This is a genomic window from Microcoleus sp. PH2017_05_CCC_O_A (genome assembly GCF_020738785.1).
Classification (GTDB): domain Bacteria; phylum Cyanobacteriota; class Cyanobacteriia; order Cyanobacteriales; family Microcoleaceae; genus Microcoleus.
The window spans coordinates 21284-44567 of the sequence record NZ_JAEQCB010000018.1 but is presented as its reverse complement, the minus strand read 5'-3'; the positions used below and the strand labels follow the sequence as shown (position 1 = coordinate 44567).

18 protein-coding genes and 1 pseudogene are annotated in these 23284 nt (G+C 44.4%); 12 read left to right on the top strand and 7 right to left on the bottom strand.

From position 1 onward, the window contains the following. Positions 1–886 precede the first annotated feature (886 nt). The 5 genes from JGK20_RS05950 to JGK20_RS05925 all read left to right on the top strand — a co-directional run bounded on the left by JGK20_RS05950 (position 887) and on the right by JGK20_RS05925 (position 5879). Entirely contained in the window at positions 887–1639 is a 753-nt protein-coding gene (locus tag JGK20_RS05950; protein ID WP_293186988.1) for a response regulator transcription factor, read from the top strand. Positions 1640–2176: 537 nt separating this feature from the next. After that, positions 2177–3214, top strand: a complete 1038-nt coding sequence (locus JGK20_RS05945; RefSeq protein ID WP_293208620.1) for a chlorophyll a/b binding light-harvesting protein — start codon at positions 2177–2179, stop codon at positions 3212–3214. Between the two features lie 129 nt (positions 3215–3343). Beyond that, the gene (locus tag JGK20_RS05940; protein WP_363319259.1) at positions 3344–4819 is read left to right on the top strand and encodes a chlorophyll a/b binding light-harvesting protein; all 1476 of its coding nucleotides are present in this window, start codon (positions 3344–3346) and stop codon (positions 4817–4819) included. Between the two features lie 106 nt (positions 4820–4925). Further along, complete coding sequence (locus JGK20_RS05930; protein WP_293186984.1) at positions 4926–5279, top strand: hypothetical protein; 354 nt, start codon at positions 4926–4928, stop codon at positions 5277–5279. A gap of 84 nt (positions 5280–5363) precedes the next feature. Then, positions 5364–5879: a transcriptional repressor gene (locus tag JGK20_RS05925; protein WP_293186983.1), complete on the top strand. Its 516-nt coding sequence runs from the start codon at positions 5364–5366 to the stop codon at positions 5877–5879. 32 nt (positions 5880–5911) lie between these two features. Here JGK20_RS05925 and JGK20_RS05920 read toward each other — a convergent pair whose 3' ends face one another. The 3 genes from JGK20_RS05920 to JGK20_RS05910 form a co-directional block, all read right to left on the bottom strand. After that, positions 5912–6763: an Npun_R2479 family HD domain-containing metalloprotein gene (locus JGK20_RS05920; RefSeq protein WP_293186982.1), complete on the bottom strand. Its 852-nt coding sequence runs from the start codon at positions 6761–6763 to the stop codon at positions 5912–5914. A 176-nt stretch (positions 6764–6939) separates the two neighbouring features. Then, complete coding sequence (locus tag JGK20_RS05915) at positions 6940–7143, bottom strand: hypothetical protein (protein ID WP_293153605.1); 204 nt, start codon at positions 7141–7143, stop codon at positions 6940–6942. 31 nt (positions 7144–7174) lie between these two features. Next, positions 7175–7408, bottom strand: a complete 234-nt coding sequence (locus tag JGK20_RS05910) for a hypothetical protein (RefSeq protein WP_293229751.1) — start codon at positions 7406–7408, stop codon at positions 7175–7177. A 192-nt stretch (positions 7409–7600) separates the two neighbouring features. On the opposite strand from JGK20_RS05910, the gene rpsL reads away from it, so the two are divergent. The 5 genes and pseudogenes from rpsL to rpsJ all read left to right on the top strand — a co-directional run. Beyond that, positions 7601–7957 carry a 30S ribosomal protein S12 gene (gene rpsL, locus JGK20_RS05905; RefSeq protein WP_293229748.1) on the top strand — a complete coding sequence of 119 codons (357 nt, stop codon included), beginning with the start codon at positions 7601–7603 and terminating at the stop codon, positions 7955–7957. A 250-nt stretch (positions 7958–8207) separates the two neighbouring features. Then, positions 8208–8678 carry a 30S ribosomal protein S7 gene (gene rpsG / locus JGK20_RS05900; RefSeq protein WP_006632196.1) on the top strand — a complete coding sequence of 157 codons (471 nt, stop codon included), beginning with the start codon at positions 8208–8210 and terminating at the stop codon, positions 8676–8678. A gap of 339 nt (positions 8679–9017) precedes the next feature. Continuing rightward, on the top strand, positions 9018–11090 hold the full coding sequence (gene fusA / locus JGK20_RS05895; RefSeq protein WP_293186980.1) for an elongation factor G: 2073 nt from the start codon (positions 9018–9020) through the stop codon (positions 11088–11090). Positions 11091–11191: 101 nt separating this feature from the next. Continuing rightward, a complete protein-coding gene (gene tuf, locus JGK20_RS05890) occupies positions 11192–12421 on the top strand; it encodes an elongation factor Tu (protein ID WP_293186979.1) in 1230 nt (409 codons plus the stop codon). A 268-nt stretch (positions 12422–12689) separates the two neighbouring features. Next, positions 12690–12887 (top strand): annotated as a pseudogene (rpsJ, locus tag JGK20_RS05885) (30S ribosomal protein S10); the annotation flags it as partial. A 396-nt stretch (positions 12888–13283) separates the two neighbouring features. Here rpsJ and JGK20_RS05880 read toward each other — a convergent pair. The 4 genes from JGK20_RS05880 to JGK20_RS05865 all read right to left on the bottom strand — a co-directional run bounded on the left by JGK20_RS05880 (position 13284) and on the right by JGK20_RS05865 (position 18560). After that, a complete protein-coding gene (locus JGK20_RS05880; RefSeq protein WP_293229745.1) occupies positions 13284–14861 on the bottom strand; it encodes a hypothetical protein in 1578 nt (525 codons plus the stop codon). A gap of 248 nt (positions 14862–15109) precedes the next feature. Continuing rightward, complete coding sequence (locus JGK20_RS05875; protein ID WP_293229742.1) at positions 15110–15781, bottom strand: hypothetical protein; 672 nt, start codon at positions 15779–15781, stop codon at positions 15110–15112. 148 nt (positions 15782–15929) lie between these two features. Beyond that, entirely contained in the window at positions 15930–16103 is a 174-nt protein-coding gene (locus JGK20_RS05870) for a hypothetical protein (protein WP_293229739.1), read from the bottom strand. 153 nt (positions 16104–16256) lie between these two features. Next, a complete protein-coding gene (locus tag JGK20_RS05865) occupies positions 16257–18560 on the bottom strand; it encodes a hypothetical protein (protein WP_293229736.1) in 2304 nt (767 codons plus the stop codon). Positions 18561–18738: 178 nt separating this feature from the next. On the opposite strand from JGK20_RS05865, the gene JGK20_RS05860 reads away from it, so the two are divergent. Beyond that, positions 18739–22299 (top strand): NB-ARC domain-containing protein, encoded by a 3561-nt coding sequence (locus tag JGK20_RS05860; protein WP_293229733.1) that lies wholly within the window; start codon positions 18739–18741, stop codon positions 22297–22299. A gap of 200 nt (positions 22300–22499) precedes the next feature. Next, entirely contained in the window at positions 22500–23141 is a 642-nt protein-coding gene (locus JGK20_RS05855) for an LON peptidase substrate-binding domain-containing protein (RefSeq protein ID WP_293213209.1), read from the top strand. Positions 23142–23284: the final 143 nt, after the last annotated feature.

Sequence of the window (23284 nt, the reverse complement as noted above, 5' to 3'; positions counted from 1 at the left end):
TTTTAAAAGTTAACAGTTAGCCGTTAACAGATGTCTCAAAGACCGGGCTTAAGTGGTACAGCATTTAAGCAGTATATTTCAATGACCCGTTATCGAGTCGCCAAATCCTCTATCCGAATTCCCCTATATGGGTCGATCGCCACAGACAATCTCTGGCACCCGCAGTAGCTTACCCTTAGCGCCATTGCCTGAAGTCGCAGGCAAACCCAGAAGAAACAGGAAGCTGTTCTTGCCGGCAAAAAATCGACTCCCAGCAAGATTTTTGGCGAACAGTTTTCTGATATGCGCTCAAGAGGGCTTATAATTAGTACAAGAATATTTACAGAACCCTAAAAGTTCTTAATGAACCTTATAATCCTTAGTCAGGAACTCCGAGGCTCAAGCCACTGAGCTTGTAAGAAATTGCAAGCTGTTCTGACCAGACCCCTCTTGGGAGGAGACGTTATTTAGGTCACGACACCGGCGAATGATCCGCCAGTTTTCCGCTCTGTCACCTGCGATTAAACAGTTTTAAAGTCACTGAAACAGTGTCGCAGGTCTAACAAGCCTTTATAACCAGGTCGAGGCGAACATTACCCCGGAAGGGAGGCTCCATCAGGAGCGAACATTATGCGTACAGGGTTGCAAGATTTGAGATGGTAATTGTCCCATTGAAAGTACATTACAAAAGTACACCAGACTCTTGCAACTCCAAGGCGGTAATGGTAAAGATTCAAGGCGGTTGAAATCGCCTGGTCATTTTCCTCTCAGGTCTTTCATACCCTGAGTTTCCCACTTACCGAGTTTTTTTATGAAGCTTAAAATTAAAAAATTGCTCCTTAAAGTTACCTGGAACCCCCAGAAGGCTGTAGCCTCCGCCATCTGGTTAGCGGTGAGATAAATGATGATGCCTCGGATACTTGTTATTGATGATGACGCGGCGATCGCCGAACTCGTAGCCGTCAACCTAGAAATGGCTGGCTACGAAGTCACCCAGGCAGAAGACGGCATCAAAGGTCAGGCACTAGCAATACAAATGCTCCCCGACCTGATCATGCTAGACCTGATGCTGCCTAGAGTAGACGGATTCACAGTGTGTCAGCGATTGCGGCGTGACGATCGCACCGCCGACATACCCGTCTTGATGTTGACAGCCTTAAGTCAAACTCAAGATAAAGTAGAAGGCTTCAACTCCGGCGCCGACGATTACCTGACCAAACCCTTTGAACTAGAAGAAATGCTGGCACGAGTGCGAGCCTTGCTGAGGCGCACAGACCGCATCCCCCAAGCTGCCAAACACTCAGAAATCCTGAATTACGGCCCGCTAACTCTTGTCCCCGAAAGGTTTGAAGCTGTTTGGTACGTTAATACCGTCAAACTGACTCACCTAGAGTTCGAGTTGTTGCACTGCTTGCTCCAGCGCCACGGTCAGACAGTCTCTCCCAGCGAAATTCTCAAAGAAGTCTGGGGTTACGACCCCGATGACGATATCGAAACAATTCGCGTACACATCAGACACCTGAGAACCAAGATGGAACCCGATCCCCGCCATCCTCGGTACATCAAAACCGTATACGGCGCGGGTTATTGCCTGGAGTTGCCCAGCAACGAGCAAGTAGCCGAGGAAAGCAGATCATCGGAAAGCAAATCATCTGCTTGAGCTAGCGTGTCCGATGCCACAAGCAGTTAAAAATCTAACTAGAAAAGCCTGAGAGCAAACGCTCTCAGGCTTTGTTGTTTAGAGTTTGAGATGAATATGCCAACAAGTAGCGATTAACTCTCTTGATTCAGAAAAAAACAATCCCGCACCCCTTCTAGCCCCACTTTTATCAAGCTTGCCCAGAAGAAAGTACCGAATTTCTTTTGCCACCTTGTCTTTTCCGAGAGGATTAGATAGCTACTTAAACAAAACTCTACCTTTACTAAGACTATTTGTCAATAAATTTATAAATCTTGCTCTAAATTTTATTCTGCCCAACCGGAGGAAAAGTTCTTATTGTAGCTCAAAACCAATTGTAGACTTGGTTTTACGATATTTTAAACGGCTGTGTTACATATCTTAACTAAAATAAGTGAAAAACTTTATCAAATAGCCCTTGACGAAACTTCTAAAATTGTTGATTATCTATATCAATAAGCCGCACAAGCTTAAGACTCAATTGACATCTTTCTCAAGAGGTAACTCGCCGTGACAAGCATGGCCAAAAAATCCTTCCCAGCCCAAGGAGAAACCTATCCCTGGTGGGCCGGCAACGCCCGCTTAATCAACCTTTCGGGTCGTTTGCTAGGTGCTCACGTCGCCCAAGCCGGCCTCATCGTCCTCTGGGCGGGAGCCTATACCCTGTTTGAGCTTTCCCGCTTCAACCCAGAATTGCCCATGTACGAACAAGGCTTAATTCTGCTGCCCAACCTAGCCAGACTTGGCTTGGGTGTCGGAGCCGGAGGCAAAATTGTTGATACCTATCCGTACTTTCAGATTGGTGTCATTCATCTAATCAGCTCAGCCTTTCTCGGCTTCGGTGGCATCTTCCACTCCCTCAAAGGAGAAGCCACCCTCGAAGAAAAAACTCCTTTCTTCGGCTACAGATGGGAAGACAAAGAAAAAATGACCACAATTTTAGGCATCCACCTAGTTTTGTTAGGTATCGGAGCCTTCTTATTGGTGGCCAAAGCAATGTATTTCGGTGGTTTGTATGATACCACGATCGGGCAAGTGCGGGTGATTTCGGAACCCACATTCGACCCAACTGTGATTTTCGGCTACCTATTCGGCGCAGGTGGCAAAAACTGGATTGCCTCCGTCAACAACCTCGAAGATGTTGTCGGCGGCCATATGTGGGTAGGAATTCTCTGCATAATCGGCGGGTTGTGGCACATTCGCACTCAGCCTTTTGCTTGGACAGAAAACCTGTTCGTCTGGTCAGGAGAAGCTTATCTCTCCTACAGTCTTGGCGCTTTAGCCTTAATGGGTTTCATCGCCGCCTACTTTGTCTCAGTCAACACCCTGGTTTACCCAGTAGAATTCTTCGGCCCAGCCTTAAAAATTGGCATCCAGCAATATCCCTATTTCGATAGTGGAGAAGTTTTGACTTCTCGAACTTGGCTGGCAAATTCTCACTTCTGGTTAGCCTTCTTCTTCTTGCAAGGACATATTTGGCACGCCCTCCGAGCAGCGGGATTTGACTTCCGCAAAGGCGAAGTCGTCAACCAAGTTGCAGCGAATGCAGCGAGTTAACCCAGAATTTACGCGCGGGGGTCAAAAACCCGGTTTCTGCACCAACATTTCTCGAAAAAAGCGACGACTTTTGTGAGAAACCGGGTTTTTTGGGCAACTCCAATTCACCGAAATTAGAGGAAAGCGAAAATGCAAGCAATAGCTGAACCGAATTTAAAACCAGAACCGGAAAAGCCAGAAAACGAGTACGGCTGGTGGGCTGGTAACGCCCGTTTCACAGAATTTTCAGGACGAATTTTAGGAGCTCACGTCGCTCACGCAGGTTTGATTGTACTCTGGGCCGGGGCGATGACCCTGTTTGAAATTTCCAATTTCAACCCACAGCAGCCCATGTACGACCAAGGTTTAATCCTGCTGCCGCATTTGGCAAGTTTGGGTTTGGGAGTAGGTAAAGGTGGTCAAATTGTTGATATCTATCCCTATTTTGCGATCGGAGTTGTGCATTTAATTAGCTCCGCAGTTCTTGGTGCCGGCGGCCTTTATCATTCCTTGCTCGGCCCGAAAGTATTGCCACAAAACAACACTTTCTTTGGTTCCTTCGGCTACGACTGGGAAGACAAAGATAAGATGACCAGCATCATCGGCATTCACCTATTACTATTAGGTGCTGGTGCTTGGCTGCTAGTCGCAAAAGCCTTATTTTGGGGAGGTCTTTACGATCCCCACGTCGCAGATGTACGAATAATTAGCGAACCAACCCTCAATCCCGCCCGCATTTTTAGCTATCTCTTGCCCGTACAAGGCCCGGAAGGAATGGCAGCAGTTGACAACTTAGAAGATGTTGTGGGCGGTCACATTTATGTCGGCTTGCTCTGCATCATTGGCGGTTTCTGGCATATCTTCACCAAGCCTTTTGCCTGGGCCCAGCGAGTGTTGTTTTGGTCGGGAGAAGCTTACCTTTCTTACAGTTTGGGCGCTTTGGCTTACATGGGCTTTTTGGCTGCCTACTTTGTGACAGTAAACGACACTGTTTATCCAGAGGTTTTCTACGGCCCTGTGGGTTTAACCGGCCCGGAAGCCACAGTAGTTTCTTCGCGGACTTGGCAGGCAACAAGCCACTTTATCTTAGCGATTTTGGCGCTTTCCGGTCATATTTGGCACGCCCTGCGGGTACGGACAAAAGCAGCAGGATTTGATTTTCGATCGGGCGAATTTGTAACGGCAACTCCTGCTATGGTTCCAGTTGCAAGTGCAACGACAACCGTAAGTTTTTCTGACACGACTGTAACTTTTTTGCGGAATTTGCCGATTTACCGCAAGGGATTGTCTCCCATAGTCAGGGGATTAGAAGTTAGCTTGGCTCACGGCTATTTCCTGGTAGGAGCTTTTGCAGTATTGCTGCCTTTACAAGAAAAAGGTTTAGCACCTCTGGCAGGATTGCTGGCAACTCTGGCATTAGTCTTGATTTTGGCAATAGGCCTCTCGATTTACGAGAATCGGAACATCGAAGCAGGTAAAGTTCTTTACTGGCACAAAACGCCGGAAGATTGGAGTTTATTCCGGGGCGGTTTTGTGATCGGAGGTACGAGCGGAGCTTTCCTTGCTTATTTGCTGCTAGACAATTTTGCTGGCATTGATGCAATTTTCCGAGGTGTTGTGAACTGAACTCAAAATAGAATCTGAATCGAATTTAAGCAAGAAATTAGAACTTTGTTTCTTGCTTAAATTGGCTCATTTCTGGATTTGTGTGTACTGTTGAGAAAATCACCCTATGACTGTTTTTATTTGCTGTTTCTGTATCGGGACTTTGATGGTTCTGTTTTTGTGGAGTATTTCGGTAGCGCTGCGAGAAGGATTCTATCAAATTCGGCGACTGCATCAAATTCCGTGTTCGGATTGCGAGTTTTTTACTAATGACTACCGTCTCAAGTGTACCGTGCGGCCGTGTGTTGCTTGTACTGAAGATGCGATCGGCTGTACCGACTTTGAACCGAAAACTTGTTTTGCCAATTCTTGTCAACAACATTGCTCTAAGCTTCATAAACCTTACACAGAAATACCGACAACTAATCCTTCAGTTACACCTTTAGCAAGAGGGAAAAGCGGCTATAGCCCTCAATTATGAATTGCGAACAATTTGTAGGGGTAGTGCCCCGTGCCTACCCTCCTCTCCTCTCCTAGATAACTAAATCCTTCTGCCTTCACAAATATGAATTTATACAGTGCTAACTCACTCAAAGTCGAACTCAACCAGAGGGGCTGTCGCCTGACTCCCCAGCGAGAAACTATTTTAAGCGTCTTTCAAAATCTACGGCAAGGCAATCATTTGAGTGCAGAAGAGTTATATAAAACTTTACAGAGTCAAGGAGAAAAAATTGGCTTATCTACTGTATATAGAACATTGCATTTATTAGCCAGAATAGGGATTTTGCGCGAACTAGAATTAGCAGAAGGACACAAACATTATGAACTAAATTTGCCTGAATTACACCACCATCATCACCTGGTTTGCATTCAGTGTCACAAGACTTTTGAATTTAGCGATGAATCGATTTTTAAAATTGGGAAAAAGCAAGTTGAAAAAGCTGGTGTAGAATTGCTGGATTGTCAGTTAACTGTGCGTGCTGTTTGTTTTGAAGCGCTGCGGGAGGGATGGCCTTCTTTGATACCTAGCAATTGGTTATGTCCTCAATACCATTCGGAAATGGAGAGTGAAGTTCTTTAGGGGCGGTGGCTGTGAGCTCCCGCCCTTGGCAATCAAGCAACCTCTGAATCGAAACGTTGGTGTTCCATCCGAAATACGTTGGCGTACAAACTAGCAACAATCTGTTTGCCTTCCTGGGTCAACTGCAAATAACCGAGAGATTCGCTAATGTGAGGATAAATTCCACTCCAGTAAAACTTAGAGTAGCTTTGGAGCAAGTCGCCCGGATGTCGGTATCCCAAAACTTTAGTAGCACCGCTTTCTTCCAATTCGTAAAACAGCGCGCCAATTTTTTGTAAATATTGTGGGTTGCTGAGCTGACCTATCAAGTCAGCACCGCGAACTAAACTAGAATAATTACCTGCATCTTGGTCAATGTTGCCGTCAAGCACCGAGAAACGAGTCTGTTCTATGTTCTGCTTGATTATCTCAGCATTAATTAGCTTGTGGTTGCCGAAGCGCTCGTCAATGAATAGTTTTGCTCTGTCAACTCGGTAAGGAGATAAACTAGCCGCTGTTGCACCAGGAGCAAGTGCAATTCTCATGCCATCTTTTCCGGTAGCATACAATCCTGCTGATGCTTGGTCTTCTCGGCAAACTCCTTTGACATATCCGATATCTTGGCACAGCAAAGAAATGATGAAGTGCAGCCAATTTTCACACGAGACTCCGCCCTTGCGAATGTGTTTTCCCCGCAAAATTTCTTGACCGACCAAGGTAATACAAATGGCGTGTTCTGTATTGTGATAAAGAGCGTCGCTGCTGGCAATGTTTTCTAACGCCATTGCCCCCACCCAGGCAATAATGTCGGCATAGTCGGATTTGTAGCCTCCGTAAGTGCGACTATATCCATTTTCTAGTTGTTTGATGAAAGCTTCGATCAGCAGTTCTGTAGAATTAAACATACCCTGTCCTTTTCCTTGAATATTGCCTGTCAAGTGTGGTGAGTCTTATTTGAGTCTCTATATAATATAATTTATATATGATTTTATGGATGAGATTTTAACTCAAAACTGAAAACTCACTCACCTGCGTTGTTGGCGCTTGCCTTTGGAGGTAATATCAACACTCCAAACGCCACTTAGTCCATGACTAAAAGCCATCCCCGTCGGACTGCATAGAGCAGTCTGCTAACAATTTTTAGCTCGTCTGAACTTTTTAAAGTCTCAGAATTAATTTCGTATTGAATTTGGTGGAACACCGTCCGATCTATCTTACCGGATTTCCAAATATTCAAGTAAAGTTCGGAAATTGTACTTTCAGGAATATAAGTTTTGGTTTTCATCTGCGCTCAACTAAATGTATATTGCTTATTATCAGGTAATTTTATATAACTTTATGTGATGTCGATCTCTCTGAGGCTGTGATGCGAGCGGCTGTGATGCGATCGCACGGTAGAGTTGATGGGCGTCTCCGAAAAATGGTGGTTCGATATTTCGCGCGATCGATTTTGCACCACTGCTGTGACCCTCTTCAAAGTTGGGCTTCAATATATAATGCCACATATGTATTGGTACGACGGGCGATCGCCGCATCCCAACTTCGAGCAAACAAGCAAGAAAGTTCGCCCGCCGTGGAAATTTCTTGCCAAAAAAACTCGAGTCGTGTACTATATAGAGTCTGGTATCCTCACTTACCCATAATTATTTTCATTTATCCCGTCCCCACACAGGGGAAGGGACTTTCAGTGCGGATGCCGCCAAATCACTATATTCAGCAAAAAGCTAGAAATGCCGTAACTCATGCCCACTATTCAGCAACTCATCCGTTCAGCACGGGAACAAACGCAGAAAAAAACCAAATCGCCAGCTCTCAAGAGTTGCCCCCAGCGCCGCGGAGTTTGCACCAGAGTGTACACGACCACCCCGAAAAAACCCAACTCGGCGCTGCGGAAAGTGGCTCGGGTACGGCTGACCTCTGGTTTTGAAGTGACAGCCTACATCCCCGGCATCGGTCACAACTTGCAAGAACATTCGGTAGTAATGATTCGAGGCGGTCGGGTAAAAGATTTACCTGGAGTTAGATACCACATCATTCGCGGTACATTAGACACTGCCGGCGTGAAAGACCGCAAGCAAGGTCGTTCAAAATACAGTTGACAGTTGACAGTTGACAGTTGACAGTTGACAGTTTAAGAGCGACCTCTACCTAGAAGGAAGAGGATTGGAGTAATGAATAGTCTGATTTTAACTTCTCCCTCACTCGTGTTCCGGCTTTCAACCAATTCTTTCTGGTAACTCGCATCCTTGAGGGGTGGAAAAGCCAAACTTTCGATCGTCCGCGATCGATAATATCTGAGTTCAAAACCCCAAATTCAATCATTCAAAATCAAAAATCCCAAATAGAACTATGTCTCGCCGCACAGTTATTCAAAAACGTCCAGTTCCTCCAGATCCAACCTACAACAGCCGGTTGGTAAGCATGATGGTGAGACGGATCATGCAGCACGGCAAAAAATCCGTGGCCTCCAGCATAGTCTACGACGCCCTGAAAACCATCCAAGAACGCACAGGAGCTGAACCGTTAGACTTGTTTGAAAAAGCAGTCAAAAACGCTACACCCCTGGTAGAAGTCAAAGCCCGCCGGGTAGGTGGCGCTACATACCAAGTGCCGATGGAAGTACGTTCCGATCGCGGAACCACCCTCGCACTCCGTTGGCTGATCAGATTTGCCCGCGCCCGCACAGGCCGCTCGATGGCTGCCAAGCTGGCTAACGAACTGATGGATGCAGCCAACGAAACAGGCAGTGCTATTCGCAAGCGCGAAGAAACACACCGTATGGCAGAAGCTAACAAGGCTTTTGCTCACTACCGTTACTAATTGCCAAATCGTCGGGCATGGAGAAGAGGTCGATCGCGCGGCATAAAAGCATCGGGCGATCAATTGAAAAGTGTAAATTTTGAGTATTGAGATTGCTTCTCCAGGGACAATGCTGCCGGCCATTCGTGAAGCAAACTCAAAACTCCCAAAGTAAAAATTCACCCGGTCTCTGAATCCTCCATGTCGCATCCTTAATATTTTTGTAAACAAATGTTGCAAAAAATATTAAAATGTAACAATACGCTCCATATACTTATGTTCTAAGTCGGTAGCGATGGCAAACAAAGTTATTATGTAGTATAGTTGTATTATAGCAACACAAACTCCAAGGAGGTAGCTGTGGCACGTATCGTCCCGCTAGAGAAAACTCGCAACATCGGCATCGCCGCCCACATTGACGCGGGCAAAACAACAACAACAGAAAGAATTCTGTTCTATTCTGGCATGGTTCACAAAATGGGTGAAGTGCACGATGGAACAACAATTATGGACACGATGGCGCAAGAGCGAGAGCGGGGAATTACGATTACTGCTGCCGCTATCACCACCACTTGGAAAGAGCACAAAATCAACATCATCGACACTCCCGGACACGTAGACTTCACTATCGAAGTAGAACGTTCCATGCGAGTGCTTGACGGAGTGATCGCAGTATTCTGCTCGGTAGGTGGAGTGCAACCACAATCGGAAACAGTTTGGCGACAAGCCGATCGGTATAAAGTACCGCGAATCGTGTTTGTCAACAAAATGGATCGGATGGGCGCGAACTTCTACAAAGTCTATGCTCAAATTTGCGATCGGATGAGAGCGAACGCTGTACCCATCCAAATCCCGATCGGCAGTGAGGAAAACTTCCGGGGAATTGTAGACATAGTGCAAATGAAAGCCTATATCTACAAGAACAACACGGGCACTGATATCGAGGAAGTAGAAATCCCCGATGAAGTCCAAGAGCTAGCGGCCCAATATCGCACCAAGCTGATCGAATCCGTAGCAGAAACCAGCGACGCCCTTACCGAGAAATACCTCGAAGGTGTAGAACTAACCGAAGACGAAATCCGTTTGGCCCTGCGCCACGGTACTGTCCAAGGTACGATCGTCCCCATGCTGTGCGGTTCGGCATTCAAAAACAAAGGCGTTCAGTTGTTGTTGGATGCAGTCATCGACTATCTGCCGTCGCCCTTGGAAGTTCCCCCAATTCAAGGACTCCTACCCAACGGCGACACCGCAGAGCGCTTTGCCGACGACAACGCCCCGCTGTCAGCTCTGGCATTCAAAATCATGGCAGACCCCTACGGTCGCCTGACCTTCCTCCGCGTTTACTCCGGTGTCCTCAAAAAAGGTAGCTACGTCCTCAACTCCACCAAAGACAAAAAAGAGCGGGTTTCTCGCCTAATTGTACTCAAAGCGGACGATCGGATAGACGTAGAAGAACTCCGCGCCGGAGACTTGGGAGCAGCCTTGGGTCTGAAAGACACCTTCACCGGTGACACCATCTGTGAAGAAGGCTCCGAAGTGATTCTGGAGTCCCTGTTTATTCCAGAACCAGTCATCTCGGTAGCGGTGGAACCCAAAACCAAACAAGACATGGAGAAGCTCTCCAAAGCCCTCCAGTCACTCTCCGAAGAAGACCCCACCTTCCGAGTCAACGTTGACCCAGAAACCAATCAGACAGTCATCGCCGGCATGGGAGAACTGCACTTGGAAATTTTGGTAGACAGGATGCTGCGCGAATTCAAAGTAGAAGCCAACGTCGGTCAGCCGCAAGTAGCCTACCGCGAAACCATTCGCAAATCCGTCCGCGCCGAAGGTAAATTTATCCGCCAAAGCGGCGGTAAAGGTCAGTACGGTCACGTGGTGATCGAACTAGAACCTGCTGAAGAGGGAACCGGCTTTGAATTTGTCTCCAAAATTGTCGGTGGCACTGTACCGAAAGAGTACATCAATCCGGCAGCACAAGGGATGAAAGAAGCCTGCGAATCAGGTATTCTAGCAGGATATCCCGTGATCGACCTCAGAGCTACTATGGTAGACGGGTCTTTCCACGATGTAGACTCTTCAGAAATGGCATTCAAGATCGCCGGTTCAATGGCAATCAAAGAAGCCGTGATGAAGGCGTCGCCTGTGCTGCTAGAGCCTATGATGAAGGTAGAGGTTGAAGTTCCCGAAGATTACATCGGGAACGTCATCGGAGACCTCAACTCGCGTCGGGGTCAGATCGAAGGTCAAGAGACGGATCAGGGAATTGCCAAAGTTTCTGTAAAGGTTCCACTAGCAGAAATGTTCGGTTACGCTACTGACATCCGCTCCAAAACCCAAGGTCGAGGCATCTTCACAATGGAATTCAGCCATTACGAAGAAGTGCCGCGAAATGTGGCTGAAGCCATTATCGCTAAGAACAAAGGGAACTAATGATTTAAGGTTTTAGATTTTGGATTTTGGATTGAATCCAAAATCTAGAATCTAAAATCTCAAGTCTAAAATCGCTAAAAAAAACAAGGAACAAATCGAGAATGGCACGCGCAAAATTTGAACGGACTAAACCCCACGTAAACATCGGCACAATCGGTCACGTTGACCACGGCAAAACAACTTTGACCGCGGCGATTACGATGACTCTCTCTGCACTAGGTCAAGCAAAGGCTAAGAACTACGCCGACATCGACGCTGCGCCCGAAGAAAAAGCACGGGGTATTACGATTAATACCGCTCACGTAGAATACGAAACCACAGGTCGTCACTACGCCCACGTGGATTGCCCCGGACACGCTGACTATGTGAAAAACATGATCACCGGTGCTGCTCAAATGGACGGCGGCATCCTAGTAGTGTCAGCGGCAGACGGCCCCATGCCTCAAACTCGCGAACACATCCTGCTAGCTAAGCAAGTTGGTGTTCCCAGCTTGGTTGTCTTCTTGAACAAGGAAGACATGGTGGATGACGCTGAACTGTTGGAACTGGTAGAACTGGAAGTTCGCGAACTTTTGAGCTCTTACGATTTTCCTGGCGATGACATCCCCATCGTGACTGGTTCTGGCTTGAAAGCTCTCGAAGCGATGCTTGCTAACCCCAAAACCAAGCAGGGCGAAAATGAGTGGATTGACAAGATTTACAAGCTGATGGAAGCAGTAGATGCTTACATCCCTACTCCAGAACGCGAAATTGACAAGCCTTTCTTGATGGCAGTTGAAGACGTATTCTCGATTACTGGTCGGGGTACTGTGGCTACTGGTCGGATTGAGCGCGGCAGTGTCAAAGTAGGCGAAACTGTCGAAGTGATTGGTCTTAAGGACACTCGCAGCACTACGGTGACTGGTGTGGAAATGTTCACTAAGTCCTTGGATGAAGGCTTGGCCGGCGACAACGTGGGTCTACTCCTCCGGGGTATTTTGAAGGCTGATATTGAAAGAGGCATGGTAATTGCCAAGCCAAAATCCATCAGTCCTCACACTCAGTTTGAATCTGAAGTTTACATTCTGAAGAAGGAAGAAGGCGGCCGTCACACGCCATTTTTCTCTGGCTACCGCCCTCAATTCTACGTCCGTACAACTGACGTAACCGGTACAATCATGCAGTTCACTGCTGATGACGGTTCGGAAGCTGAAATGGTGATGCCTGGTGACCGGATCAAAATGACTGTAGATCTGATTCACCCGATCGCGATCGAACAAGGAATGCGCTTCGCAATTCGCGAAGGCGGCCGCACCGTCGGCGCCGGCGTTGTTTCCAAAATCCTCAAGTAGGAATCCGCTAACAGCCCTGATAGCAGAAAAGCCACCAAATGTCAATAGGCTTTTCTGCTATTTAGTGAGTAGTTAGTAGTTATTGGTTAGTAGTTATTGGTTAGTAGTTAGTGGTTAGTAGTTATTGGTTGGTAGTTATTGATTAAATATTCGATAATAAAGAACAAATAACAAGTAACAAAGAACAAATAACAAGTAACAAAGAACAAATAACAAAGAACAAAAAATAAACAGAACCTAGAAAATTAAAGAAACCAAAATGGCAGCTATCCCACAACAAAAAATTCGCATTCGCCTCAAAGCTTTCGATCGCCGAATTCTCGACGCATCTTGTGAAAAGATTGTAGATACAGCAAATCGGACAGCAGCTACTGCGATCGGTCCGATTCCCTTGCCCACAAAACGGCGGATTTACTGTTTGCTGCGATCGCCCCACGTAGACAAAGATTCTCGCGAACACTTTGAAATTTGCCAGCCGGCGTAGATATTGAAGTCAAGCTGTAGATTGACAGTTTGGGAAATAACAAGAGAAGGAACAATGGAAAAATACATTGTTCCTTTTTTTTCAATTTTGGACGCAAGGATAGTCAGAAACCGGGTTTTTTTACGAAAATTCTGAGTTATGACTCGGCGGTTGAAACCGCGTCTATACAAACAAAATCGGCCTGCGCCGATTGAAGAATAAAGGGGTTTGGAAACCCGGATTTGGTATTAGGTAAAAAAACCGGTTTCTTTGGTATGAGTGCGTCCAGGACTGTGTTTGATGAAAATTTGGGCGATCGAGTAGCAAAAACAAATGCGGGCAAAAGCAGATAAACCCCACTTGTGGAAGCCAGATATAGCCCAGTTTGTTTAAGTCCTACTAGACATTGACAAAATAGTTGGCGCTGAGGTTGAGATTGGTGGAACCTTGAACGATCGCAATTAGTTCCGCACGGCTTTCATTCAGGAAGATGGCTGTACCCACAGCTAAACCAGTTGGTGACGCTCCCAGACTATACCTCGACTTGGGGCCGGACAGTTGGATCGTATCTTCTAAAGCATTGAAATCGGTAATTACCGCAAAATCGCTAAGACCGGAGGTGCTAATATTATTATCGCTGTAGAAAGCTCCCTGAGTAGCGCCTAGCACAAAGCGATCGCGCCCAGCGCCGCCAGTCAAGCGATCGATTTCGCCAACACCTCTTCCTACTGCGGCATCTGCTCCCGTGAGTACATCGTCGCCTTCATCTCCAAACAGGCGATCGCCACCAGTACCACCGAAAACAGAATCATTACCGCGTCCACCATTAATGATATCGTTGTTACCTTCCCCAAACAAAGAATCATTGCCATCGCCACCGGAAATCTTGTCGTTTCCTGTGCCGCCACGAATAGTGTCATTGGCTGCGCCACCTGCTTGATTATCGTTATTGGCAGTACCCAACAGGTTGAGGGAAACAACGGATTTATTATTTTTTGTAATAGCATCGTTTTCGCCAGTAAATGCTGCGTTCACTACTGTATTTAGGTTGAGGAGAGAACCGTTAGACTGTGAAAAACTATTACCTTGGAGCAATTCTGTGAAGAGGGTAGTACCGTAGGTATGATTGCCACCTAAAAAGTTCTTCGGGAAGATAGTTTGTCCAGGTTGGAACCAATCTTTTTTGTTGGCATAAATATCGAGAGAACCGAGCCGATCGTTGTAACCTAATACCTGGCTGGTATGAAAAGTTACAACGCGAGTAGCGTCAGTTGGATCGAGGCGATCGCCTGCACCCTTACCTTCAAATGCCGGGCCAGCGGGGTCTAATCCCACAATTTGATTAATCACTTTTCCGGTGGATTGGCGATAGGCAGAGGCTGCAAATCCAGCAACGTGAGCTCCTAAACTGTGTCCGATTAAGGTGGTGTAATTAGGATCTACACCGCTATTTTTCAAGTAAGCAGATAGCTGATTGCCAACATTCTGTGTTTTGTCGGCAGAAGGGAAATACAAGACATTACCAGCATCTTTTTCCCAGTCAACAACGACGAGATTTGCATGAGATTCTCGCTGGCGTATAGTTTGAGCTTGGTCTGCCAGCCAATCCCCTGGCTTGTAGCCGTTGCCTGCATTTCCGCCGGTATTACGCCAGCCGTGAATAAGTACATAAGTTGGTGCGTCAGGATTGATCCGTGCGGAACGGTCGATCGAGCCGTTCCCCCAAATATTAAAATTGACTCCTGAAGCGCCAGTAGGATTAGAAGACATTGACCCAAAAGCGTTCATTGTAGTGGTCATGTTCATCGTTCCCGGGCTCATATTGGAAAACATCTCAAGAGATAAACTTGCATCCATTCCTGGCAGACTAGAAAAGTTATTGAGCGATAGGTTGCTATTCATGACTCCGAGACTGGTATTGTTTGATGAGGAAGTAATGTTAGAGTTAGAGCTAGAGGTAAAAATCGAAATTGCCATTGGTTTCTCCTTATGTATGTGAAGATTTTCGCTGAATTAAGTTAATTGACTTTGCTGACTTTTGAAATGTCAGATTTTTTCCCATTTTTGGGATTATCTACTGTTCGCCAGTCATCGGAGTCATTGAAATCGATTAGGACTTCTTGATTCGGTTCTCATTGAAATCTCCTCTTGTGAACTATTCAAACGAAGGTGCGCTAGCAGATGGCATAACGCACCCATAAGCTATACTCTGCAAAGTAGAAAATCTAAGCAGCAGAAGCCAGTTCGCCATCACGCAAGACTATATATTCGTGTGAGTAATACTGTTCAGCAGCCTCTAAAAGCCCACTCACTAGCCACCAGTTAACCCCTCCAGAAACAATTCCACCAACCAAGGGAATCCAAGCTGTACCAGTCTTTGCCATAAGTTTCGCAACTAACTTTGCAGCAGCTTTAGATGCAGCTTTAGATGCTAATTTTGCTCCGAGTTTAGATCCACCTTTGAGAGCTACTTTTGAAACAAGAACTCCGGCTACCTTAGCAGCTATCTTCGGTGTTGCTTTGCTACAAACTTTAATACCAACTTTTCCGACTGGAATGGTACTTGCGGCTTCTCCAAGCCCTGTCCAAATAGACATGATTAAATTCATATCTACGTCGTAGTCAACATCAACACCTTTGATATGACCAATCCCGAAACAGCCCAAGGCACTGACTCTCCCACACCAGGCCAGATCCGCAGGTATTGCTGCTAACCCCATAGGGCCTCCTAAAGCACCTGATATTCCCCCAGATGCTACTACCATCCGTATGCGTTCACCTTTCCATTCATCTATCGTGTAACCTTTAATTTGTTTTTTCAGTTGTTCTCGTTCCATACTACTGCCGAGGTTTGCCAAATCTTTGAACATCTGTGCGATGTTATTATTGAGGCTCATATCGATCGCTCCTGTTTTTAGATTGATAAGAGAGTAGAGCTGTTGGGAATTGGTAAAATGGGGTATTAAGGTAACTGCCGAAGCTGTAAAATAGCTTTACCATCTCCGGCAGCGAAGGCTTACGCTGAAAAGGGATTCGTTACTTTATTTAAGCCTTCCAATCGTTGTGATTATTCAAACCATTGGGATGGTGATGGACGTATGTGTCCACTCCATTCAGCGCAGCTACGATCGCAGCGAGACCACTAGCAACCGATGCTACTACTTCCAAACGTTGCTGCCATTTGGGCTTATTGGAGTTATCTTTGTCTGATTGAGCCATTTTGTCCTCCTTTAATCTTGCAATCTTTGGCTATGACTCAACTGTCTCATCCGAAGCTAGAATCGTGCCAGCACAAAAACAGATCAGTTCGATTCCCTGTATAACGATCTGAGTTTGTGCTTGACAACGAGGGGGTAAAATGTTACCCGAAAACTAAGGTTGTTGCTTCGATATTTCATCTGCAACTGCTAGAGCAATGGGTAAAATAAAGACATATTCAGATAATTTCTGGTTAAAGACACCATCTATCTTATCTTTTCCATCCTGCTGTATCTTTGATGTATCCTTACCAAGTGCTGAAACAGCTAAATAGTAAACAGAATCCTTCCCTAAAGGAGCTTCCAACCTTTGCATTAACCGAACTTCTGCCAACTGTTTTAGGGATTCTTTGAAAGCAGGAACAGCATCTTCCCCTAAAGCATTCCCCATATTTAATAAACACTTACGCACTTCATCAGAAATCATCCTACCGATGTCTTTTTGCTGTAAAACTTTACTCTTCTTACTAGAAGTATCCTTATTGTCTTTACTCTTGGGGTTATAACCTGTGCCTCCCAGCGAACAGAATCCATCAAAAGACTCATCATCCAGTTTGTCAAAATTTGACGGTACAAAAATACCTTGACCGATCATCTTTTCGTAGAAACTGTTCAAAAACAATCGGTCTTGTTCTCCATCTTTTTTAGCATAGAGGTCGGATTTTGGAATGACGCAGATAAAATTTATCCCTGATAAATTACCTCTTTGCGTTTCTAGATCGCTGATGATTTGTTCCAAAAGATATAACTGATTGACCGTAGCTCTACCCTCGCGTGATTTATTGACGACCGCATAATTTTCCGCAACAGCTTTCCAAATTTCTGCATTGCGAGTTTTAGTCAATTTTTCGCGAATAGTAGGCTCAATCGATAAGTCAAAGAAAAAGATAATTGTATTAGCATTTTTCAGGATTCTCAGTACCCAAGGTTGAGAACCTTCTTCTGTCAAACTGCGCGCCACATCTTCTCCCGCTATATCGGTAAAGACAAAGTGAGTTTTATCGAAATTATTTGAACCAATTTCAGGAAACTGCACAGAAAGTTTAATACTGGTTTTAGTACCTGTTTTTGTGGGTTTAGGAATCGACCCATTACGATACTCTTTTTCTAGCTCTTGCAATCGTTGTCGATCATCTGGTAAATCAAGGGCTACAGTTGCTCCCAAAACTTGTACGTGATCGAAAAAAGAAACTAACCCTGTGAGTAAAACACTTGATTTGCCAGTACCCGGACTTCCTAGTAAGATAATTGAGTGAGTTTCGCTTTCTTTGGGATACCAACCGCACCGTTTATTATTATCTCCTGAAGGCCCTGTACAGGAAAAATTGACTAGCTTATAAATTTCTCGACCCCATTGTTTGACAAGTTTTCTCACAAACTCTTCAAGTAGAGCTTCGCTATTTAGCGTATTAGTCTTTGGGGAAATATTTGATGCTTGTTGTACGTTTTGTTGCTTCAACAACTTCTCTTTACTAGATTTTAACTCTTTCTGCAAATTGTCTGATAATCTCAGTTTAGGATTACCTAACACCACTTCCGAGTGAAGAATGTCTAGTAAATTACGGTATGAAATAATTGTTTGCCGAGGTAAGGTAAATGGCACATTACTATCTAGAGAGATTGTTTTTAGTTCATAAATGTCACATTTTTTACTGTTGTGTCCCAGAACTATCGCTAAAACAAATTGCCCTCTAATAATAGCTTTGAGTAATCCTTCATCATCTTTATTTTTACCATGAATTTCCTCTAACTTATTTAAGTACCATTGGATTGTTGGACAAACTTCATTGAGTAGTTCTTTGAGCCTTTTTCTGTTTGGTTCGCTCTCAAGTTTTTTCATCCATTCAAAGACATTCCTTTGGTCAAAAATCAAATCCATCAAATTCCCAACTAAAGAACGAGGTTCTATACCACGCAGGAGAGATTTACATTCTCGATCCAAAAGTTCTTGGTCAGTTTCTGTTTTGAGTGGGAATTTATCATGATTTCTGATTTGCTCAAAAAAGTCTAACTTTTTCTGAACAAAGTCTTCCGCAGCATCTTTGCCTAAAATACCTCGATACATCCCTTGATGAGATAATTCTCGTTTATTTTGAATTGCATCGTTGTTTTCTTCATCATCATCAGCATCAACACTTTTATCATCGGAAAAAAACTTTCTTTCCTGCCCGTATGGATAACGACCATCCGTTGATGGTTTTAATAACAAGTTTCTTTGTTCTAACTTAGTTTCCAATCTTTCTAAGAAAAGCCGTAGGGCCGCAATATTGCCATCTAACTCTAAGCGTAAGTTATCAGTCAAAATCATTTCATAGCCTTGAGTTCTGATACCAATGGGAGAGCCGCAAGCCGGACAGGTAATATAGTTCTCCTCACTTTCAGCCGTTTTCAGAAAATCAAATACAGTATTGGATGTCATAATTGATGTTACTCCTGGATTGTTTGTAGAGAGAGGCGTTACCAAGAATCTTGCAATCCTTAGTTATGACTTAACTGTCTCATCCGTCCCATGAATACTCCAGCACAGAAGCAGATCAGTTCGATTCGGTGTATAATGATCTAAATTTGTGCTTGACAACCAGGGAGTATAATGTTATATGAAGAGTCTTAAAGCTTCTCTTCGGGGACTGGCTAGGATAAAACAGGCTAGAGAAGAAAGGGGATGGGCAATAGAAGACCCTATATGGCGTGAAGAAGCCAGTCAGATCCTTGACCCTAATCGAGATTGGGAGAACGTAGAGGAAACATATTTAGCTGTATCAATAGGGACTTGGAAACGATTTTTGCAGGGAACACCTATTAAAAACAATACTTTCAAAGCTTTCTGCCAGGTTTTGGGTCTGAATTGGGAAGAAGTTGTCGATAATAATCCATCTCAGTCAACCACTCTGGCTGTATCTTCAAGCCAAGACTGGGGAGCAGCACCAACTGTCTCCTATTGCTACGGGCGCACTCAGGAACTAGATACATTAAAAAAATGGATTTTGAAGGACAAATGTCACTTAATTTTTCTGCTAGGTCAAGGAGGTATAGGTAAAACTACTCTCTCGATCGAATTAGCAAAAGAAATTCAAAATAAATTTGACTATATAATCTGGCGAAGTCTTGGGGCATCGCCACCAGTAGAAAAAATCCTAGCAGATGCAATCAAATTTTTGTCTGATCAGCAAGAAACTACACTACCAGAAACTTTAGAAGAGAAGATCGGCAGACTGGTTCATTACTTAAAATCTTCACGCTGTTTGTTCATACTGGATAATGCAGAGTCAATTCTTCAAAGTGGTAGCCACATAGGTCAATATCTGGAAGGATATCAAGGGTATGGTGATTTGCTAAAACGAATAGCTCAATCATCTCATCAAAGCTGTTTAGTAATTACCAGCCGAGAAAAACCAGAAGCAATTGAATTGATAGCCAGACAGAATCAAAATATACGTTCATTATATTTAGATGGTTTGAAGGTAGAATATGGTCGAGAAATATTTACTGTATTTGGAGAATTCTCTGGATCAGAAGATGACTGGAAAAACGTTATTGAAAACTATGCAGGTAATCCTTTTGCTTTAGAAGTTCTAGCACAAGATATTCGAGATTCTTCATTAAGAGGGGACATATCTCGATTTGTAAAAAGATATTTAAATAGAGGCAGAGTAAAATTTACTGAAATCAACAATTTATTAGAACGTCAGTTTGAACGGCTATCTCTGTCAGAAAAACAAATTATGTACTGGGTGGCAATTAATTATGAGCCAGTTTCAGACGAAGAATTACAGGAAGATATTATTTTATGGGAAGCTCAACAGGAATTAGTCGAATGTTTAGCGTCTTTAAAGCGACGATCGCTCATCAAAAATACCGAATTGGGATATACACAGCTACCCGTATTGAAGGAATACATTATCCATCGACTAATAGATGAACTTTGCCAAGAAATTAAAACAGAGCAAATAGAACTTTTGAACAGCTACTCTCTGTGCAAAGCCACATCCCAAGACTATATTAGAGAAACTCAAGTTCGCCAAATTATCACGCCTTTGCTGGAAAGATTGCTTCAGGAACTTGGCGGGAAAAGAAATGTCGAAAGTAAACTCAAACAAATTATTTTCAATTGCCAACAACAATCGCCTAAAGCGCCTGGATATTTAGGAGGTAATATTCTTAATATCTTGTGCGAGCTAGAAACCGATTTGACAAACTATGATTTTTCGGATTTAACTATTTCTCAAGCCTATCTTCATGGAATTCAATTACATCAGGTTAATTTTGCCAACTCTGACTTATCTAAATCTTTTTTTTCTGAACCTTTGGGTAGCATTCTATCAGTAGCATTTAGTCATGATGGTCAATTATGGGCAACAGGTGATGCAGATAAAAATATTTATATTTGGCGAGCGGATGGTCAACTCATAACTACTTGTGTAGATCATACTAATTGGGTAAGGTCAGTTGCCTTTCATCCTCAAAAACAAATTTTAGCTAGTGGGAGTGACGATCGCACTGTCAGGTTATGGGATATTAATACAGGTCAATGTCTTGCTACATTACAGGGACACACCGATCGAGTTTGGTCAGTAGCCTTTAGTCATGACGGTAAGATATTGGCTAGTGCTAGTGATAATGCCGATCGCACCGTAAGATTGTGGGATGTGGATGATGTTGACTCTCCTCAATTTCTGCGAACTCTACCACATAGTTACTGGGTAGTCAAAGTTGCTTTCAACGATCGAGGGACAACTCTAGCCAGTGGGAGTGCCGATCGAACTGTAAAATTATGGGATGTTAATACAGGTGAATGTCAGAATACCTGGCAAAACCTCTCGCATCAGGTTCGATCGATCGACTTTAGTCCTGATGGTGAAACTCTAGCGACAGGTACGGATGATAAACTTGTCAGATTGTTGGATATTAAGACTGGTAACTGTCTCAAAGAATTTTTGGGACATGATGGAAGAGTGTGGTCAGTTGCTTTTAGTCCTGACGGTCAAACTCTGGCTAGCGGTGACCATCTAACTGTCAAGTTATGGAACATTGAAACGGGTGAATTATTACTCACTTTACCAGAAATCGATCGCCGAATTAGAACAATAGCTTTTAGTCCAAATGGTGAAACTTTAATTACTGGTAGTGACGATCAAAGTGTTAGATTGTGGGATATCCGCAAAGGCGAATCTTTGAAAACTATCTATGGCTATACTCAAAGAGTTTGGTCAGTTGCTTTTTCTCCTGATGGGAAAACTGTTGTTAGCGGCAGTGACGATCGCACAGTAAAACTGTGGGATATCGAGACAGAGAAATTCAAAATACTGGGTATAGCTACAAAGCGCGTTCAGTCAGTTGCATTTCATCCTCAAGGCACAAAAATAGCCAGTGGCGGTAATGATGGGAGAGTACAGTTATGGGATCTAGCTACTCGTAAATGTTCAAATTTCTCAGAGAAGCACAAAGATTGGATTTGTTTAGTAGCTTTCAATTCGGAAGGAACAAGACTGATTAGCACTGGTGACGATTGCAGGATAAAAATATGGGATGCTAACACGGGTCACTGCTTAGAAAATTACGAACATCCATATTGGATTCGATCGCTTGCTATCAGTCCTGATGGTGAGAATATAGCGATCGGTAGTGATGCTACAATCTTACAAATATGGAATATTCAAACAAAACAACTACTCGATATAGGAAAGCATCAAAAAGGAGTGTATGCAGTCGCCTGGAGTCCTGATGGTAAAATTATCGCCAGTGGGAGTGATGACCTCACTATCAAATTATGGGATAGTAAAACGTATGAATGTCTGCATACTTTAACAGGACACAAACAGCCAATCAGATCGGTTGTGTTTAGTCCTAATAGCAGCCTTGTTGCTAGTGGCAGTGATGACTGTACGATCGAACTATGGGATGTAAAAAGTGGTGCTTGCCTCAAAACTTTTACAGAACATGAAAATACCGTTCGTTCCGTTGCTTTTAGTGCTGACGGATTAATGCTGGCAAGTGGCAGTGAAGATGAGACAATTAAACTGTGGAATATTGAAACACTTACCTATATTAAAACGCTGAAAGCTGAACGCCTTTATGAAGGAATGAATATTGCAGGCGTGACTGGGATTACTAACGATCGCAAAGATACGCTGAAAGTATTAGGCGCAGTAGGAAATTAGCGATATGTTGAGGTTAATAGGCAAACCTACTCTATTTTAATCCTTAAACCTACGTTGCTCCGATTTAACGGGCGATCGTCGGAACTTTTGGCACGCTATATGTAGCGTGCTTCCCCGATCGCCCCTCACCCCCGCCCGGAATTACTCAAATCAGTTAAAGTAAGAAAAAGAAGCGCAAGTACCGTCACCTTTGAGCGACAATGGCATCCTCCTCCTCTGTAGCAGTTCGCGAACTCCCCTTATTTCCTTTGCCGGAAGTGGTTCTATTTCCAGGTAGACCGCTGCCACTGCAAATTTTCGAGTTTCGCTATCGAATTATGATGAACACGATTCTGGAGGGCGATCGCCGTTTCGGTGTGCTCATGTGGGACCCGAACCAAAACAAAGTCTCTGCCGTTGGCTGTTGCGCCGAAGTCATTCACTGTCAGCGCCTCCCGGACGATCGCATGAAAATCATGACTCTCGGACAGCAACGGTTCCGAGTCCTCGACGCTGTTCGGGAAAAACCCTATTTAGTCGGTTTAGTAGAATGGATTGAAGACGAACCGCCACAAAAAGACCTCCGATCTTTGGGCAAAGAAGTCGAACAACTGCTTCGCGATGTAGTTCGCCTCTCTAGCAAATTGATGGATCAGCCGATCGACCTACCCGAAGACATTCCCAGTTTGCCCACAGAACTATCCTACTGGGTAGCCAGCTACCTTTACGGTGCAGCTACAGAACAGCAAACTCTTTTAGAATTGCAAGATACTGCTGCGAGATTGGAACGCGAAACCGAAATTTTAACTTCCACTCGCAATCACTTGGCAGCAAGGACTGTACTCAAAGATACGCTCAAGTAGTCAATTTTCACAGAACTGAAGCATCCTCAGTTCTGCCTCGGATAACAACTCCGAGGCAACCGTCCCAAACATTGTTCCATCGGAAAAACACCGATTTTAAACTTTTTGTTCCGAAAAGCAAAGGGAATGGCTGGGAACTGTTA